This is a genomic window from Fischerella sp. JS2, assembly GCF_032393985.1.
Classification (GTDB): Bacteria; Cyanobacteriota; Cyanobacteriia; order Cyanobacteriales; family Nostocaceae; genus Fischerella.
Map to the genome: position 1 here is coordinate 6758600 of NZ_CP135918.1, position 16734 is coordinate 6775333.

Annotated in this window: 9 protein-coding genes, 1 tRNA gene and 2 pseudogenes; 5 read left to right on the forward strand and 7 right to left on the reverse strand. The window is 42.3% G+C overall.

Annotated elements, in window-relative coordinates; translation table 11 throughout:
- The first annotated feature begins 436 nt into the window (after positions 1-436).
- Together RS893_RS28990 and RS893_RS28995 are read left to right on the forward strand one after the other, a co-directional pair.
- On the forward strand, positions 437-1027 hold the full coding sequence (locus tag RS893_RS28990; RefSeq protein ID WP_315789013.1) for a DUF1802 family protein: 591 nt from the start codon (positions 437-439) through the stop codon (positions 1025-1027).
- 618 nt (positions 1028-1645) lie between these two features.
- Complete coding sequence (locus RS893_RS28995) at positions 1646-1903, forward strand: hypothetical protein (RefSeq protein ID WP_315789014.1); 258 nt, start codon at positions 1646-1648, stop codon at positions 1901-1903.
- A 9-nt stretch (positions 1904-1912) separates the two neighbouring features.
- Here the strand turns inward: RS893_RS28995 and RS893_RS29000 are convergent.
- Together RS893_RS29000 and RS893_RS29005 are read right to left on the reverse strand one after the other, a co-directional pair.
- A pseudogene (locus RS893_RS29000) lies at positions 1913-2215 on the reverse strand (acetylmannosamine-6-phosphate 2-epimerase); the annotation flags it as partial.
- 195 nt (positions 2216-2410) lie between these two features.
- Positions 2411-4476 (reverse strand): annotated as a pseudogene (locus RS893_RS29005) (GAF domain-containing sensor histidine kinase).
- Between the two features lie 328 nt (positions 4477-4804).
- Between RS893_RS29005 and cobN the strand changes: the two are divergent.
- Together cobN and RS893_RS29015 are read left to right on the forward strand one after the other, a co-directional pair.
- Positions 4805-8923 (forward strand): cobaltochelatase subunit CobN, encoded by a 4119-nt coding sequence (gene cobN / locus RS893_RS29010; RefSeq protein WP_315789015.1) that lies wholly within the window; start codon positions 4805-4807, stop codon positions 8921-8923.
- A 31-nt stretch (positions 8924-8954) separates the two neighbouring features.
- Positions 8955-10115: a peptidoglycan-binding domain-containing protein gene (locus tag RS893_RS29015; protein ID WP_315789016.1), complete on the forward strand. Its 1161-nt coding sequence runs from the start codon at positions 8955-8957 to the stop codon at positions 10113-10115.
- 123 nt (positions 10116-10238) lie between these two features.
- Here RS893_RS29015 and RS893_RS29020 read toward each other — a convergent pair whose 3' ends face one another.
- The 4 genes from RS893_RS29020 to lipA all read right to left on the reverse strand — a co-directional run bounded on the left by RS893_RS29020 (position 10239) and on the right by lipA (position 14668).
- Positions 10239-10694 carry a transcriptional repressor gene (locus tag RS893_RS29020; RefSeq protein ID WP_315789017.1) on the reverse strand — a complete coding sequence of 152 codons (456 nt, stop codon included), beginning with the start codon at positions 10692-10694 and terminating at the stop codon, positions 10239-10241.
- A 309-nt stretch (positions 10695-11003) separates the two neighbouring features.
- On the reverse strand, positions 11004-12254 hold the full coding sequence (gene sigC / locus RS893_RS29025) for an RNA polymerase sigma factor SigC (protein WP_315789018.1): 1251 nt from the start codon (positions 12252-12254) through the stop codon (positions 11004-11006).
- Positions 12255-12735: 481 nt separating this feature from the next.
- Positions 12736-13659 carry an NAD(P)H-dependent glycerol-3-phosphate dehydrogenase gene (locus RS893_RS29030; RefSeq protein ID WP_315789019.1) on the reverse strand — a complete coding sequence of 308 codons (924 nt, stop codon included), beginning with the start codon at positions 13657-13659 and terminating at the stop codon, positions 12736-12738.
- 112 nt (positions 13660-13771) lie between these two features.
- Positions 13772-14668 carry a lipoyl synthase gene (lipA, locus tag RS893_RS29035; RefSeq protein ID WP_315789020.1) on the reverse strand — a complete coding sequence of 299 codons (897 nt, stop codon included), beginning with the start codon at positions 14666-14668 and terminating at the stop codon, positions 13772-13774.
- A gap of 153 nt (positions 14669-14821) precedes the next feature.
- On the opposite strand from lipA, the gene RS893_RS29040 reads away from it, so the two are divergent.
- Positions 14822-14895: transfer RNA gene (locus tag RS893_RS29040), tRNA-Pro, on the forward strand.
- A gap of 204 nt (positions 14896-15099) precedes the next feature.
- Here RS893_RS29040 and RS893_RS29045 read toward each other — a convergent pair.
- Positions 15100-16728, reverse strand: a complete 1629-nt coding sequence (locus RS893_RS29045; protein ID WP_315789021.1) for a J domain-containing protein — start codon at positions 16726-16728, stop codon at positions 15100-15102.
- Positions 16729-16734: the final 6 nt, after the last annotated feature.

Here is a 16734-nt window from a genome sequence, read left to right on the forward strand (position 1 = left end):
ATGATTAATTTCTGATGAAAATAAAATTTTGTATCGTCCGCATCAAGCTAAAGTTCCTGAGTGTAAGGAGGAATAAATGTGCAAGTTGATTTTCTGTCTTCTGGTAAGAGGTAGATATTTTTGCAATTCAACCAAGTATTGAGTTTAGTTAAATAATCCTCAGCAGATTAATCAATTTTTTGCTTATGTCCCAAACTAAGTACAAAATTGCATAAATTCATTCATAACAAAATTCCTATAGCTCAACTGTTGACTTATTTACGTTTTCCTTTGCGATCCTTCAGGTTTAAAAACACTACGAATTAATACAAATCACTATTAAGCAACTTGAAGCAAAAATTTTTCTTCTATAAATATTTCTCAATTCATTTCCCCAGATAGTGGCATGTTGCATTACTCTTGGCGTTAAATAAAATCAGAGTTAAAGTAGATACTTATGGTGACTACAACTTTTCACGCACTCAAAGAATGGGCAGTTGCCGTCACTGCTTTAGAAGCAGGCAAAACAATCATGCTGCTTCGTAAAGGCGGTATTCACGAACGCAATGGACGTTTTCAAGTCGTCCATGACGAGATTTTGCTCTACCCAACTTACGAACATCAACAACCCTTTTTACTTAAGCCTGAATATGCTAATCTTGTTTGTCCTGTAACACCAGGTTGGCATCCACAAACAATCCGCATTGGCAGTTGGGCAAAAATTACCGATATTTTCCCAGTTTGTGATGAATTAATAGTCAATGCTTTGCTTCCCTTTCATATTTGGAACGAGCATTTTATTAGCGATCGCCTCAAATGGAAAGCGCGTCAGCCATTATATATTTTGCTACTACGGACATACAACCTACCTCAAGTTCGAGAAATCCCTTATCTGCCTGAATATGGTGGTTGTAAATCATGGATTAATTTGGATGAAACAATTAACTTACAAGGAGCAGAACCAGCTTTAACAGATTCGACTTACAATCAATTAGTGGCAGAAATTCGTGATATTGTTGGTGACAAGTTTTATGTACCATGCTTCTAAAAAAGTAAAGGCTTGAGAACACAAAATTTGTAATATTAATAAGCAGAATTCCATAGCAATCTGATTTAATTTATGAACTAAATCGTAAAGGCAGGCAATAGGCAAAAAGTACAACTAGTAATTTTTAAGCAGCAATTTTTTGATTAACTGCGCTTATTAATTTAGTTAAGAATTTTCATAAATCTCACCAGATAATAAGCAAGTATTTGAATTGTTCATCAGTGAGGTATATGTCAATCTTATATGATTAGATCCCCGATTTCTGTAAGAAGTCGGGGATCTTGTTGTTCTTGGTGCAAGTTATCAGTTAAAACGAGTTTTAGTTTTTAGCCGTAACTTTAGTTTACGGCTTGATGCAAATATAAATAATAAAAAATCGTATTTGTCGATACACCCCTTTTTTTTTACAGCACCTAACATAATTGGAACACAAGTGTTTTTTATTGCTGCCTAAAGTTAATAAAGGAAGGTGCGTAATTTTGTCTCAGACTCAAGAAAGATTTATGTAAGTGTATACATCTGGAAAACTAAGCAAAAAACTACCCCAATGGGGTGATGTTAGACTTGACAAAAGTCTGTCATTATGCATGTAAATAGAAAAATACAAAGGAACTTACTATGCACCAAAGAATGTGCTGGTTATCTACATCCGGTGATAATGGGGATAAGATTTTGCATTTGCAGACTGCACCTCATCAACCGTGGCGTCCTTATACAGCTTTTCCTCAATATGCAGTACCAGATTACAAAATCCCGGGTGGCTCTAGAGGTTGGGCAACTTACCAGAAGCTTTTAAAGGCAGGTTGGACTTTAGTACCAACTGCATTAGCAAACGAGTTTTCTACATCAAATGCTCCTGTAGAACTCAATTCATAATTGATATACTTATAATTCTTTCGTATAGGCTTTCACTAAATAATCAATCCCCGTGATTGCAGTACCAACAAATACAGCATATGCTCCTAAATTAATCGCCTGACGCGCCATCGTAGGAGACGAAATACTACCTTCACAAATCACGGGAACTCTCAAGCTTTTTACCATCTGAGTGAGGAGTTCCCAACTAGGAGGAGAAAGATGGTTAATAGTGCAAGTATAGCCAGATAGAGTAGTTCCTACTATATCCGCACCAGCGCTTATCGCTGCGATCGCTGCTGCAATTGTATCTATGTCAGCCATCACTAACTTATATCATGTCCGCTTAAGGACTTATCATTAAGTATATTTCTTAACATAATGATTGTTTATTTCCGCCTACTTATTTTGGTCGGACTTGATATTACCCAACTTCTGATGAACGTGGGGTTAATAATATCTGCAATTGTTTCATCTTCATCCTTCATCCTACTCTACGAGAAGCCGAAGAAGGCGCGTCTACATCCTTCATCCTTCATCCTTGATGATTGGTTCTGGTTGGACTGGTATCCAGACTGTAAAAATTGAACCAACACCAACAGTAGATTCTACTTCAATTCGCCCCCGATGTAGTTCCACAAGTTGTTTAGTTAATGCCAAACCTAGTCCCGTACCTTCGTAACGGCGACGGTAGGGGGTATCTAGTTGATGAAATTTTTCAAACAGTAATGGTAACTGTGCTTGAGGAATACCAATACCAGTATCTTCAACTTGAAACACTGCTGTGTGATCTTCCATCCACAGGCGTAAAGTGACATTTCCACCTTCAGGCGTAAATTTGATCGCATTACTTAAGAGATTCCATAGGATTTGTTCTACTCTTCTAACATCGGCAGTAAAGCGATCGCTTTTTTGCTCAACAAGTAACTCTAGTTTCAAAGTGACTTGCTGGCTGGTGGCTTTTTCCAGTAACGATGCAACTATATTTTCAGCGAGCTTCACTAAAGAAAACTCTGTAATATTTAAAACAGCTTTACCTGCTTCGATCTGGGATAAATCCAGAATATCATTAATCATTTCTAATAGATGTTCGCCACTGTCATGGATGGTTTGCAGATATTCCCGTTGGCGTTGATTCAAATCTCCAAAAGACCACCGCAGTAAAGTTGCAGACATACCAATTACGTAGGTCAACGGTGTAAGTAATTCATGGCTGATGGTAGCAAGAAATTCATTGCGGAGGCGACTAGCAGCTTCAGCAGCGACTAAGGCGTCATGCAACGCCACTGTGCGTTCAACGACTCTTTGTTCGAGAGTTTGTTTCTCTTGAGTCAGTGATCGCATTAACTCAGCTTGATAAATTGCGATCGCCAATTGTTCTGCAACAGAAGTTAGGAGACTTTTTTCACTCCCAGTCCACTGACGTGTTCTATTGCACTGATGAGCAATCAAAAGTCCCCAAAGTTTATCTTCAAATACAATTGGAGCGATGAATTTTGAGCGGACTTTAATAGTTCTTAAAGCATTCAACAACCACTCTTCTAAAACATAAGTTTTTTCAACATCATCTACAGCAACACTCAAGCCTTGACGATACTTTTCCCACCAGGGAGAGTTGGGTAAAAAGCAATATTCTTCTCTATAGTGCAAAACAGAAGGAATAGTATCGTCAACACGGGATTCATAAATTACACAATTAGAAGATAGTGCTAAATTGAGTGATAATGAGGAATTTAAGGCATAAGTTTTGACTTGATCAATACCTGGAATTCCGAAACGAAATATCTCATCGTTTAGTGCTGAATAATTTGGCTGTCCCGGTTTTGGCTTAATCAAATCGCCTAAAAAATTATCTTGAGAGAATAGCCCCGCAGGTAAATTATTATTAGTATTCAACCTCTGAGAACGGTTAAAAAGCTCTGCCACCTGTGGATAAACTAACTTGCAAATTACTAACCGATCTAATTCTAAAAACTGCCGCACCTGCTCAATTGCTGTTACGATAATTACCGATAAGTCTAGACTTTGGCGAGTCTGAGTTGTAATCTGATTCAATAGGCGCTCTTGAGCAAGTTGTTTGTTGAGGGCATTCTCCACTGGTTGACAAACAGAAGCCAGAGGAGTTGTGGAGGCTTGTGGTTGTGTGATTTCCTGATTTGGCTCTGGCAGGAAAAAATCTAACAATAATAGCGTAAACTGACTTTGGAGTTTGACATCATTAGGAGCAAGAAGTTGACAAAAAAATCAAGCTTATGGTGTTGGGGACAATTGCGTGCAAATAAATCTTTGATGTTTATCAAGAAAGAGGCGATCGCTTCACAATCGAATGTTAACTTAACATGCAACTGCTGCCGCAAATCTCCATTTTCCTCTGGATAACCCACCATCAAAGCACTAAAACCCTGAGAGATGACAACTGTAAATTTTTGCGTCTGCCATTGTTCAGGTTGACTAATCTGCTTCAGCACAGCTTCTGTCAGAACCACAAAATCACCTTCCACTGCTTGAGCCATCTGCTCTAACAATTCGCCAAGCTGATTAAATACATCTAAAGGCAAGGTGCGAGAAAAGCTCAAATCAGGGGAACTAAGCATGTTCAAAAATTCGTTACAAGAAGCTAGATGCAGTTGCTGAATTATCCGCCTTCAGCGGAAGGCAGAGGGCAGAAGGGGTTCCCCACAAATTCGCTCTCCGAATCGCGAATTTGTGGGGGCCCCGCAGAAGGTAGAAGGTATAAATTATGTCTTGCAGTTAAGCCTTCTGGCGATCGCCAAACGGGTTTAAAACCCCACCGTCTGCACGGTGTCTACGATTGGTTGCGGTTTAAATCCCCATCCAATCGAACCTTCTGCCTCCTGCCTCCTGCCTTCTTCAATTTTTAATTGCGTTCTAACCAACAGTTTAAGACCCTCAAACAGGAATATGCATCGTATTAATGCCACTCCAGGAGGTTGGAACCTCCAATCAGAAGGTGTAAGCTTCCTAGAACAAACTCCAGCTCCCCTTGTATTGCTGACGGCTGCTGACACCGACATTCAAGCTTTAGCAGCTGCAATCCCCAAGTTACCTACAAAATTTTCTGCATTTAGAGTTGCTAACCTATTGAACTTGCAGCATCAAATTAGCATTGATACCTATGCCGAGCAAGTTTTACAACTAGCCCAGGTAATTATTCTGCGCTTACTAGGAGGACGCTCCTATTGGGCTTACGGGTTAGAGGTAGTCGAGGAAATAGCACAAAACAATGATATAAACCTCATTGTAATACCAGGGGACGATGCTCTTGATCCTGCTCTTATGTCCCACTCAACCCTGCCCTTGGGTGTTGTGAACCAAATTTGGCGCTATTTCAACGAAGGTGGCACAGAAAATATTGCCAACGCCCTAAAATATATTGCTGATCATTGCCTTTCCACTTCCTTTAATCCACCACCACCCCAGGTAGTACCGCGTGTCGGGCTGTATCCTTGGCTGGGGAGATTGGGAGGTGGGGAACTCGGGGCCCCCACTCCCCCAAAGGAGTGGGGATTAGGGGCAATGGGGAGGTGGGGAGAAAAACCTCACCCCATCCCCCCTACCCTACGGGAAGCCGCTTGCGCGTCTACACCCCATCACCCCATCACTTCCAAAGTTGGCATCCTCTTCTACCGCGCCCATTATCTAGCAGGAAATACCAAAGTCATCGATGCTTTGTGCGAAGCTTTGGCAAATCGAAATTTAGAACCTGTACCAGTGTTTGTTTCTTCGCTGCGAGAACTCGATGTGCAAGAAGAGTTGAGCGAAATTTTTCAACCAAAAGACTCACAGTCAATATCTGTACTACTGAATACGACTAGTTTTTCTTTGGCGCGGTTGGAAACAGAAGCACCCCAACTAGAACTGTGGCAAAAATTAGATGTGCCTGTTTTACAGGTAATTTTAAGTGGTGGTTGTGTAGAACAGTGGCAGGCGCAGTTTCAAGGACTTTCCCCCCGTGACGTCGCCATGAATGTGGCGCTACCGGAAGTAGATGGACGCATTATTACTCGGGCTGTATCTTTTAAAGCGGTGCAAACTCGGCATCCCCAGTTAGAAACTGATGTCATGGTTTATGAACCTGTGCGCGATCGCATTGAGTTTGTTGCGGAATTAGCATCTAACTGGGTGCGTTTGCGTTCTAAGCCACCTCAAGAACGACGTATTGCTTTGATTTTGGCAAATTACCCCAGCCGTGATGGTCGCATTGCTAATGGTGTCGGATTGGATACGCCTGCTAGTTGTATAGAAATTCTTCAGGCTTTACAGTTGGCAGGCTATGAAGTAGAAAAGATTCCTGCTACTGGTGATGAATTAATTCAGCTTCTCACTGGTGGGGTAACGAATGATCCGGAAGGTAGGGAGTTGCGTCCGGTGCAGCAAAGTGTTTCTGTACAGGAGTATCAGGAGTATTTTGCTAGTTTGCCGCAACAAGTGCAGCAGGGGATTTGCGATCGGTGGAGAGAAGGGGGACGACTTGGAGGAGTAAATTCTTCTCCCACTCCTCACACCCCTCACACCCCACCCTTACGGGAAGCCGCTACGCGTCTACACACCCCCCACACTCCCCTCTCTCCCTTGTCTTTTCCCGATCCCCAATCCCCGATCCCCGGTATTCAACTCGGTAATATCTTTATGGGAATTCAGCCAGCGCGGGGTTATGATCTTGACCCGAGTTTGAATTATCATGCACCAGATTTAGAACCAACTCATGCTTATTTGGCTTTTTATTACTGGGTGAGGGAATGTTTTGCTGCGGATGCTGTGGTGCATGTGGGTAAACATGGGAATTTGGAGTGGCTACCTGGTAAAAGTGTGGCTTTATCGAGTAGTTGTTACCCAGAGGTAGCTTTGGGGGCGCTTCCCCATTTGTATCCGTTTATTGTCAATGATCCTGGTGAGGGTTCCCAGGCTAAACGTCGTGTCCAAGCGGTGATTGTGGATCACTTGACGCCGCCTTTGACTCGTGCGGAATTATATGGTGGTTTACAGCAACTGGAAAATTTAATTGATGAGTATTACGAGGCAGAGAGTTTAGACCCAGGACGTTTAAGTGCAGTTTGCGATCGCATTCAAGAATTAATTCTCAAAGAAAATCTTCACCTCGATTTGAAATTGGTTAATAGCAAAGAACAATCACCAATTACCAATTACCAATTACCAATTGGCAAAATCGATGGTTATCTGTGTGAATTGAAAGAAGCCCAAATTCGTGATGGTTTACATATTTTTGGGCAATGTCCAAGCGGTAGGCAACTACGAGATTTAATTGTAGCGATCGCTCGTCATCCTAATCGTCATCATCATGGCTTAACTCGCGCGATCGCAGAAGATTTGGGCTTAGATTTTGATCCGTTGACAACAGATTTCGCCACACAACTATCACCCCACAGCCATCAAATTCTGCAAGAAAAATTTCAGCGTCCCTGTCGCAGCGTCGGCGATGCAGTGGAAGTTATAGAAACATACGCCGCCACCCTCGTAGAAAACCTCATCACTCTCTCCACCCCTCACACTCCCCTACCTCCCCACCTCCCCACTGCCCCTAATCTTCAACGCCTCTTTCTTTATGCCGGGGGACCCGTCCACCGCACTGGCTCCTCCCTTGGGGGAGTGGGGGCCCCGAGTTCCCCACATCTCCACCTCCCCCTCACCTGGATAGACTCCCGCCTCCTCCCTGCTTTGCAAAAAACTCACCAAGAAATTACTCACTTGCTGCGTGGACTTGATGGTAGGTATGTCAAGAGTGCCCCTGCTGGTGCGCCTACGCGTGGACGACCGGAGGTTCTGCCTACGGGTAACAATTTTTATACTCTTGATATTCGCGCTCTCCCCACAGAAATTGCCTGGGATATAGGCAGGAAAGCGGCGGAGACTTTAATTGAATGCTACACACAGGAGCATGGTGAGTATCCGAAAACACTAGGTTTATCTCTGTGGGGAACTGCTACCATGCGGACTGGAGGTGATGACATTGCTGAGGCTTTGGCTTTGTTGGGTGTGCAGCCTGTTTGGGATGGTGCAGCCAGGCGGGTTGTAGATTTTGAAATTTTGCCGTTGTCAGTGTTAGGACGCCCACGGGTGGATGTAACGTTAAGAATTTCTGGATTTTTCCGGGATGCTTTTCCTAATCTGATAGATTTATTTGACCAAGCAGTTGCAGCAGTTGCAATCTTGGATGAACCTCCATCATTAAATCCCCTCGCCGCACAAGTTCGTCAAGAAACAGATTTTTGGATAAGACAAGGCTTGAGTTCACAAGAGGCGCAGGTGCGATCGCGTTATCGGGTTTTTGGTTCTAAGCCAGGCGCTTATGGTGCTGGACTGCAAGGTTTAATAGAATCACAAAATTGGACAGACGACCAAGATTTAGCGCGTGCCTACATTAACTGGAGTTGCTATGCCTATACTAGTTCCCCCTCTCAAGAAGGATTAGGGGAGTTAGGCGGCATTTCGGCACCTGAAGCCTTTGAGCAACGTCTATCACAAATGCAGATTGTCTTACATAATCAAGACAATCGTGAACACGACATCCTTGATTCCGATGATTATTACCAATTTCAAGGAGGTTTAACAGCAGCAGTACGTTCCATTCAGGGGACAAATCCCCAAACTTATTTTGGTGACAACTCCATGACTGCCAAACCGCGAGTCCGGACTCTCAAAGAAGAAATTGCTAGGGTATATCGTTCTCGTGTAGTCAATCCGAAATGGATTGCAGGAGTTATGCGCCACGGTTATAAAGGTGCATTTGAAATGGCAGCGACGGTAGATTATTTATTTGCCTACGATGCTACAGCCAAATGTGTAGAAGATCATATGTATGAGGGAATCGCACAAGCGTACTTGTTCGATCCTGATGTCAGTGAATTTATCCAGAGTAGAAACCCGTATGCCTTACGTGATATGGCCGAGAGGCTTTTGGAAGCAAAAAAACGCGGTTTATGGCAGGATGCAAATTTACAGACACTCGAAAATTTGAGAAACTTAGTTCATCAAGCAGAAGCAGTAATAGAACAAAAATAAACTGATATCGAAAAGTAGTGTAGGGAAATCTATGGACAATCTTGCGTATTTGCACGTAGCTTTTGCCTACGAGGAGTCTCCATCAAGTGAACTAGTTTTCCTAAGTTCTTGGTTGGAGAACGCAGCAGCACCAGATTGGAAACGTCTTTCCGGTAAGGCTTGGAAGCATATGCTTCCCCTTGTTCTCAGCTTGTCTATTCTCAGCGCTGTTGGTAGTGCCTTTGCATTGGAAAGAGGTGATCAAGGGCCTTCTGTTCGCTCCTTGCAACAAAAGTTAAGAAATATAGGTTTTTACCAAGCGCCCATTACCCAAGTATACGACTTTGATACAGAAGCTGCCGTCCGGCGTTTTCAAAAAGCAGCTGGCATTCAAGTAAACGGTATTGCTGGCCCAACAACCTTACAAACATTACAAAAATGGCCCAAAGCTAGTAATAGTAGCCAACTATCAAAACTTAGTAGTTTGAGTAATCCAACTCCTAAACTCAGTACAGTGAGTTATAAAACTCAACAATCTAGTACTGTGAATATTACTACAACCAACAAGCGCCGTAATCCTAATTTATTACAGAAAGGTGACGAAGGACAAGCAGTCAAAGTCTTGCAAGAGCGCTTACGAATCGCAGGCTATTATTACGGGAAATCTACGGGTATATTTGGTCCGATTACCGAAGAATCTGTGAAGCGGTTCCAACAAGCTTATAACCTCAGAGTCGATGGTGTTGTGGGGCCAGTAACAAGCCGAAAATTACCACCTATTGGTGTTGGTTATGGAGATGAAACGCCTAAACCAACAAAAAACAAAGATAATCTCACAGTAGGCGATCGCGGTGAGGTTGTGAGAGTCCTGCAAGCACAACTGATTAAAGCTGGATATTTACAGGGAGAACCAAATGGCTACTATGGACCTTATACAGCCGATGCTGTACGGCGATTCCAAGCTGATAACTACCTAAAAGCAAGTGGTATTGCAGGCCCTACAACCAGAGCCAAGTTGTACAGTATGCTAAATCCTACTTCTAAATCCAAGAGTGAATTTAGTGTTCTGGAAATACAAAGACGACTTCAAGAGCGTGGTTTTTACAAAGGACCTCTCAATGGTGTGATGGGGGATGAAACCAAACGAGCTATTAAACAAGCTCAAGAATTTTATGGCATCAGTCTGAGTGACGTGAGAAGCGGAACATATTAGCTCCGCTTAGTTGTTAGTATTAATACTTAACAGCTTGCCTATCCCCACTCACAGCCAGTCGAAAACTGTTCAAATAATTTTTTCTCTTTGATGTCAGCACATCCCCAATAATTTACTCAAGTACTACAAAGGCATTAATGCTCGTTGACACTTGGGGCAAACGGCATGGATTGTCAGCTGGCAATCAAGCAGTTGATAACCTTCTTTTTGAGCAGTTTTTGCACCAATTTTTAAGATAGAGTCATTTTTGAACTCTATAGTTGTGTTGCATCTGACACAAATCAGATGGTGATGATGATGGGGATAAGGCTGGTTCAATTCATAATGTTTATGCCCTTCTCCCAACTCCAGTTCCCGCAAAATTCCCATCCGTGCCATCAACTTGAGGGTGCGGTAAATGGTTGACAGGCTGATTCCTTCACCATCGGATTCTAGCCTATGATACAAATCCTCCGCACTGAGATGTTCACCTTGCGGAAGATCCTGAAAAATGTGTAGAATTGTTTCTCGCTGGGGTGTTAAACGCCAGCCGCGATCATTGAGTTCTGCCTTGAGTGAAGAAGCTGTGTAGACAGTCATACTAATTTTTCTCAACAAACCCTTTCAGCTGCGAATATAGCAAAACTTGAGGGTAATTTGCAACAATCATGTCTTATTGAGAATATTTGCTAAATGCTATGGCAGTAGCTATGAAAAATTAACAGGTAACACACTTTGTTGTGATCCCCGTCAGGAAAATCTCTTGACAAAATAAACGTCGTAGCTACAGTTGTACTAACTGCGAATCATTTGCCATAGCTTAGTGAGACTTTCTCGGAAGGGGGATCAAAAATAATGGGTTGTTGGTTGGTGGTTGTTGGGAAATATCAACTATCAACTATCAACTCACTAACTCAAAGACTCCAAATAGTCACGAATCAGGTTGCGTCGCTTGGGTTGGCGTAGCTTTTGCAGTGCTTTGGATTCAATTTGGCGTACTCGTTCCCGTGATAAGTCAAGAGCGCGCCCGATTTCTGCTAGCGAGTAAGGATGACCGTCTGCTAGTCCAAACCGCATGAGAATCACGTCCCGTTCACGGCTGGTTAAATCTGCCAACAGGTGCTGCAAGTCTCTTTGTAATGATTCTCGCATAAGCATATCCTCTGGCGTCACACAGTCGGTTTCTAGTAATTCGCCTAATTCTGTGTCTTTATCTTTACCAACCTTAGTTTCTAGAGAGACGGAGCGAGGCACTCTTAACAACACTTCCCGGACTTGAGTAGGTGTCATTTCTAACTCTTGGGCCAAGTCTTCTAGAGTTGGGGTACGACCTTTTTCTTGAGCAATTTTACGTTGAGCCTTTTTGATTTTGTTTAGCTTTTCTGTAATGTGAACAGGGAGGCGAATCGTCCGGCTAGAAGTTGCGATCGCTCGTGTGATCCCCTGACGAATCCACCAATAGGCGTAAGTGCTAAAACGATAACCCTTGGTTGGGTCAAATTTTTCCACAGCTCGCTCTAAGCCCAAAGTTCCTTCTTGGACTAAATCTAACAATTCTAGACCACGATTTTGATACTTTTTAGCAACAGATACAACTAGGCGGAGGTTTGCCTTGATCATGTGTTCTTTGGACTGGAGTCCATCACTCTGAATTTTCTCCAATTCCTCCACAGTCAATTTGGCAATTTCAGCCCAACGCCGTTTCCCTTGTCCTAAAATTTGTTTGAGTTCCAACACCTCTACACCAGCAGCGCGGGCCCATCTTTCTATAGAAGGTCGGTGTCCTAATTGCGATGCTAAACGCTCCTGAATTTCGATGACTCGGAGGTAAGGTATAAGTATTTCGTCTCCTTGCTTGGCAGCATTAGACAAGACTATCCGCATCCGCAAGTAGCGCTGAACTTTCTGAGCTTCTGAAACCTCTTCATCCCGCCCTAACAGTCTAACCCTACCAATTTCCTGAAGATACAGACGTACCAGATCTGTGCTGCGGCGGTTAGCGCTAACAGCAAAACTGGCGGGATCTTGAGCAGCCATCTCCAACTCTTCCAGATCGTCTACTGGTAATTCAGTGTCATCAATCGTAAGATCCGGGTCAAATATTTGAGAGGATTGTTGGGTTTCGTAGGCGGTATCTGCGTAAAAGGATGTTGCTGGCATAAGGATCGTCTCAATGGCTCCAGGTAACAATAGATTGCGGTCAGCTAAATCTAATCAACTGTTGCTATTGTTCCCGTGATTTACGAAGAACTAACACGGTTTTAAGTAACATTTGGGGTTTTTTCTCAAAAAACCATACTGGTTTTTTTTATTACATCTCCATAACTCAGCTGTTAGGCTGACTTTCCAGTGAACCAATAGCTATTCAAAGGCAAAGCCAGACTAAAAATTATCAATCTCCCAGTCAAGATTTCAAATGTAATTTAGCTTGACTGTCACTTTTATAACGTGGTATAAACATGCATCAGTGAAAAACTTATTTATTACAGGCATAGTCATATCTACATAGCTATGCAGATACTTTCCTGAAGATTTGATATTTTTTCGTCAGGGAATTTTAGGAATTGGTAATTGGTAATTGGTAATTGTTATGAGGCATCAACAACTAACTACTATCCACTAACCACTAACCAATAATAAATTATTCGTTATATTCCGGCTTGATATCGCGTAGCATCAGTTCCAAGAGTGCCAGTCGCGGAGTAACTTCAGCTTGGAGTAGACGATACACTTGTTCGGTAATAGGCATGGAAATATTTTGCTGCTGTGAACGCAGCATCAAAACTTTAGTGGTATTAATCCCTTCAGCAGTTCCTTGTAGATGGGTGAGAATTTCTGTCAGAGTTTTGCCACAGGCTAGTTGGTAGCCAACTTGGTAATTGCGACTCAAAGGACTGTTACCAGTAGCAAGCAAGTCACCTAAACCAGATAACCCGTAAAATGTTTCCTGCTTTGCACCCCAGTGAACACCGATGCGAACCATTTCTGTTAAACCACGGGTGAGTAACGCAGCTTTAGCATTGGTTCCCAGCTGCAAACCGTCACATACACCAGCAGCGATCGCCATTACATTTTTCAGCGTTCCTCCTAGTTCCACTCCCAGGGGATCAGCATTTGTATAAACCCGGAAACGATTGGAGGAAAATACCATCTGGACAACCTCAGCAGCACTGACAACGTGGCTAGCAACTACCGTTGCGGCTGGTAATTCCTGTTGAATTTCTTGGGATAAATTGGGGCCAGAAAGAACAACTACAGGATGATTGGGAAAAGCTTCTTGCCAAATTTGGGAGGGTGTGCAGGTGGTTTGCGGATCTAAACCTTTTGTGGCTGTGACAAAAATGATTTCTGGAGAAAGGGGCAAAGATTGGAGTTGAGAAACTACATCTCTGACACCTTTCATAGAAACAGCAGAGAGAATTACATCCACATCTTTTAGCACTTGTGCCAAAGTTTGGGAATCACGACGCGACCAAAGATGCACTTTGTGTCCGTTGACTTTAGCCAAAGTTGCCAAAGCACTTCCCCAAGCACCCGCGCCCAGAATAACTACTGATTTTGTCATTAGTCAATTGTCAATTGTCATTGGTCATTGGGGGACAGGAAAGAGAAATTCCCCTTAGTCTCCCTTGTCTCCCTTGTCTCCCTTGTCTCCCTTGTCTCCCTTGTCCCCATCATCACCCACGTGGATACCTTTCCATCAATTCCCTCACTTGCTCAGCATGATATGAGCTTCTTGTCAAGGGTGAAGAGACAACTTGTAAAAATCCTAATTCTTCTCCGAACGATTTCCAAGCAGCAAATTGATCTGGGTGGATAAACTGATCTACTTTTAGGTGTTTTTGAGTTGGTTGAAGATATTGTCCAATCGTCAAAATATCACAATCAACTGCACGTAAATCTTGCATGACTTGGCGAATTTCCTCATCAGTTTCACCGAGTCCGACCATAATTCCGGATTTGGTGTAGACAGCAGGAGCAAGTTGACGCGTTAGCGAAGCTCTTCCGTAGGAAGCTCGCTTGAGTAATTCCAGGGTGCGATCATAATTACCTTGGGGACGCACACGGCGATATAAACGCGGAACTGTTTCTGTATTATGATTGAGGACTTCCGGTTTCGCTTGGAGAATTAACTCTAGTGCTTCCCAATTACCGCACAAATCCGGAATTAATACTTCAATAGTAGTGTGAGGTGAAATTGTACGAATTGCTGCAATACAACGGACAAACTGTGATGCGCCTCCATCCGGCAAGTCATCTCGATTGACAGAAGTAATCACCACATGGTTCAGTTTCATCCGGCGCACTGCTTCCGCCAGTCGTGTGGGTTCTGTGGGGTCTAGAGGTTTGGGTTTTTTCTCAAAATCAATATCACAGTAAGGACAAGCACGTGTACAAGCAGGTCCCATGATTAAAAACGTCGCCGTTCCAGCATTAAAGCACTCACCAATATTCGGACAGGACGCTTCCTCACAAACCGTATTCAGGGCTAAATCCCGTAAAATCTCTTTAACATTACCAACGCGCTCCCATTGAGGCGCTTTCACCCGCAACCAGTCTGGTTTAAGAATCACAATCCACTTTTACCACTTAAAGTTAGTTATCAAACTTAATGTTAGCAAGCTTTGAGATCAAGGCTGAAGTATGAAGTATGTCCTACCTTTTTTCTTTATTTGTCATTTAACTAAGCTTGTGATAGTCTATTATCTATATTGGCATTATTGTGCCGGGATGTAGCGCAGCTTGGTAGCGCACTTCGTTCGGGACGAAGGGGCCGCTGGTTCGAATCCAGTCATCCCGATTTATTTAATTTTAAAAAATTAGTGTTGTTGAGTAATTAGATTAGATCTCAATAATGCGATCGCCTAAACTTATCTCATATGCCTATCAAATAGGCAAATCGCTAACACCAACTTCCCTTGAACAAGGCAAGCGATCGCAGGGGAGTACAATTAGTAAAAAGTCTGGTGTTTGGTTGTTCATAGCCATGAAGTCTTTATTTAATTTAGAAGCCCTCATACGTCTCCAATGTTGCAGAACTTGCCTTTTGAACTTGATTAAAGTATTGTCTATAGTATTTAAATCTAAGGCGCTGATACATTTTCATATAACTAGTCAGAGCATCATTAGGACGCTGACAGCATATGTAATCTACACATTCTCTAACCGTCTCTAGAACACCTTCTAAAATAAATTCACGCTGTTGGTCTGAATTTATAAAATCTACAATAATTGGAGCTTCTACATAATACTGATGAATCAAAGCTTGCCCTTCTGGTTTTAAGGCTAAGTAATTGTCGCGAAAATCTCGAAGTATTTGAAGTTCAAAGCAGTCATCAGGTAATCCTGCGTAACTAACACAGGCAGTGGTTAGAAAACAACCTTTTTTCTCTTGACTTTGGTTCTGATTTTTTGATAAGCACTCTTGTGCAACTTTCTGTATTTTGTCAAACAGCGAATCATTTAATTGATAGATAGGGAAGTAAAAAGACTTGATTCTTCTTACTGAACTTATAATTACTGTAGGCTGCACACTAAAAATTTCATTTAATATATCATCAAACACCTCATCCTCATCATCAATTTTATGATTTAAAGCATTGGATAAAGAAAATGCTGCAAGCCTATAAAAACCGTCAGAAAGCTGAGAATCTTCCTTAAAGGAGTCAAATAATTCATAGGCTTGAATTAAATTATCTAAGCGGCCTTTCAGCTGCTTAATATCTTCATCATTTGGATCAAACGTTTTCGCAACTTTAAAGAAGAGGCGGGCTGCATCTAGCAGTATAATATTAGAGTTTGCGAAACCTATCTGAGCTATTTCTATCCCAAAATTATAGAATCTAGCAGCCACGTATTTACGTGCATCTTCATCATCTTTAGGTAATAACGAAATAAGCCTTTCCGCTACAGATTGAATTTTTTTGAACTCACCGCTACGTAAGTGAATAACACAAATATAGAAAAGCGTTTCAAAGTCTTGAATATCAGTTTTTCCATCAGCACCAATTGCACGTTCTGCCCATGAGAGAGCCTTGGTATATTCGCCTTCATCAGTGTAAGTACGCGAAATTTCTAAATACGGTTCTGAGTTATAAGGCTCTAAATCTATCGCCTTCTTAAACTGTTCTCTAGCTTGTTGATATAGACTTGATCTTCTTGTGTCATCCTCTAAAGAACCAGCATACTCTTTAAACATTGCACCGTAATTGAGCCAGTAAAGAGGTACATCAGAAGCATCTTTGGTGAGTTTACGATAAACCTTTAAGGCATTATCCCAGTCCTCTATACGAGCAAAACATATTCCTAATTGGTTTCGAGCCGCATTTTGTCCTGGCAAAAGAACAAGCACCTTCTTAAGAAGTGGAATAGCTGCCTCCCATTCTTCTTCGGACATTTTCTCTTGTGCTTCATCCACTAGCTTAGAAATTTGTTCTCCATGTCGCTGCAAAGAATCATAGTTTTCTTTCGCCTTTGAGTCACTAAGAGTTTCATAAGCTTCGCGAATTAATTTGAACCGTTCAGGATCTTTTTCTGGAGAGTATTTTCGGATAAGGCGACAATAGTTGCGTTTGATTTCTGAAGGAGTAGCTTGGGGAGATAACTCTAGTAGTTGATAGAATTCATTAGCCATTTTAGT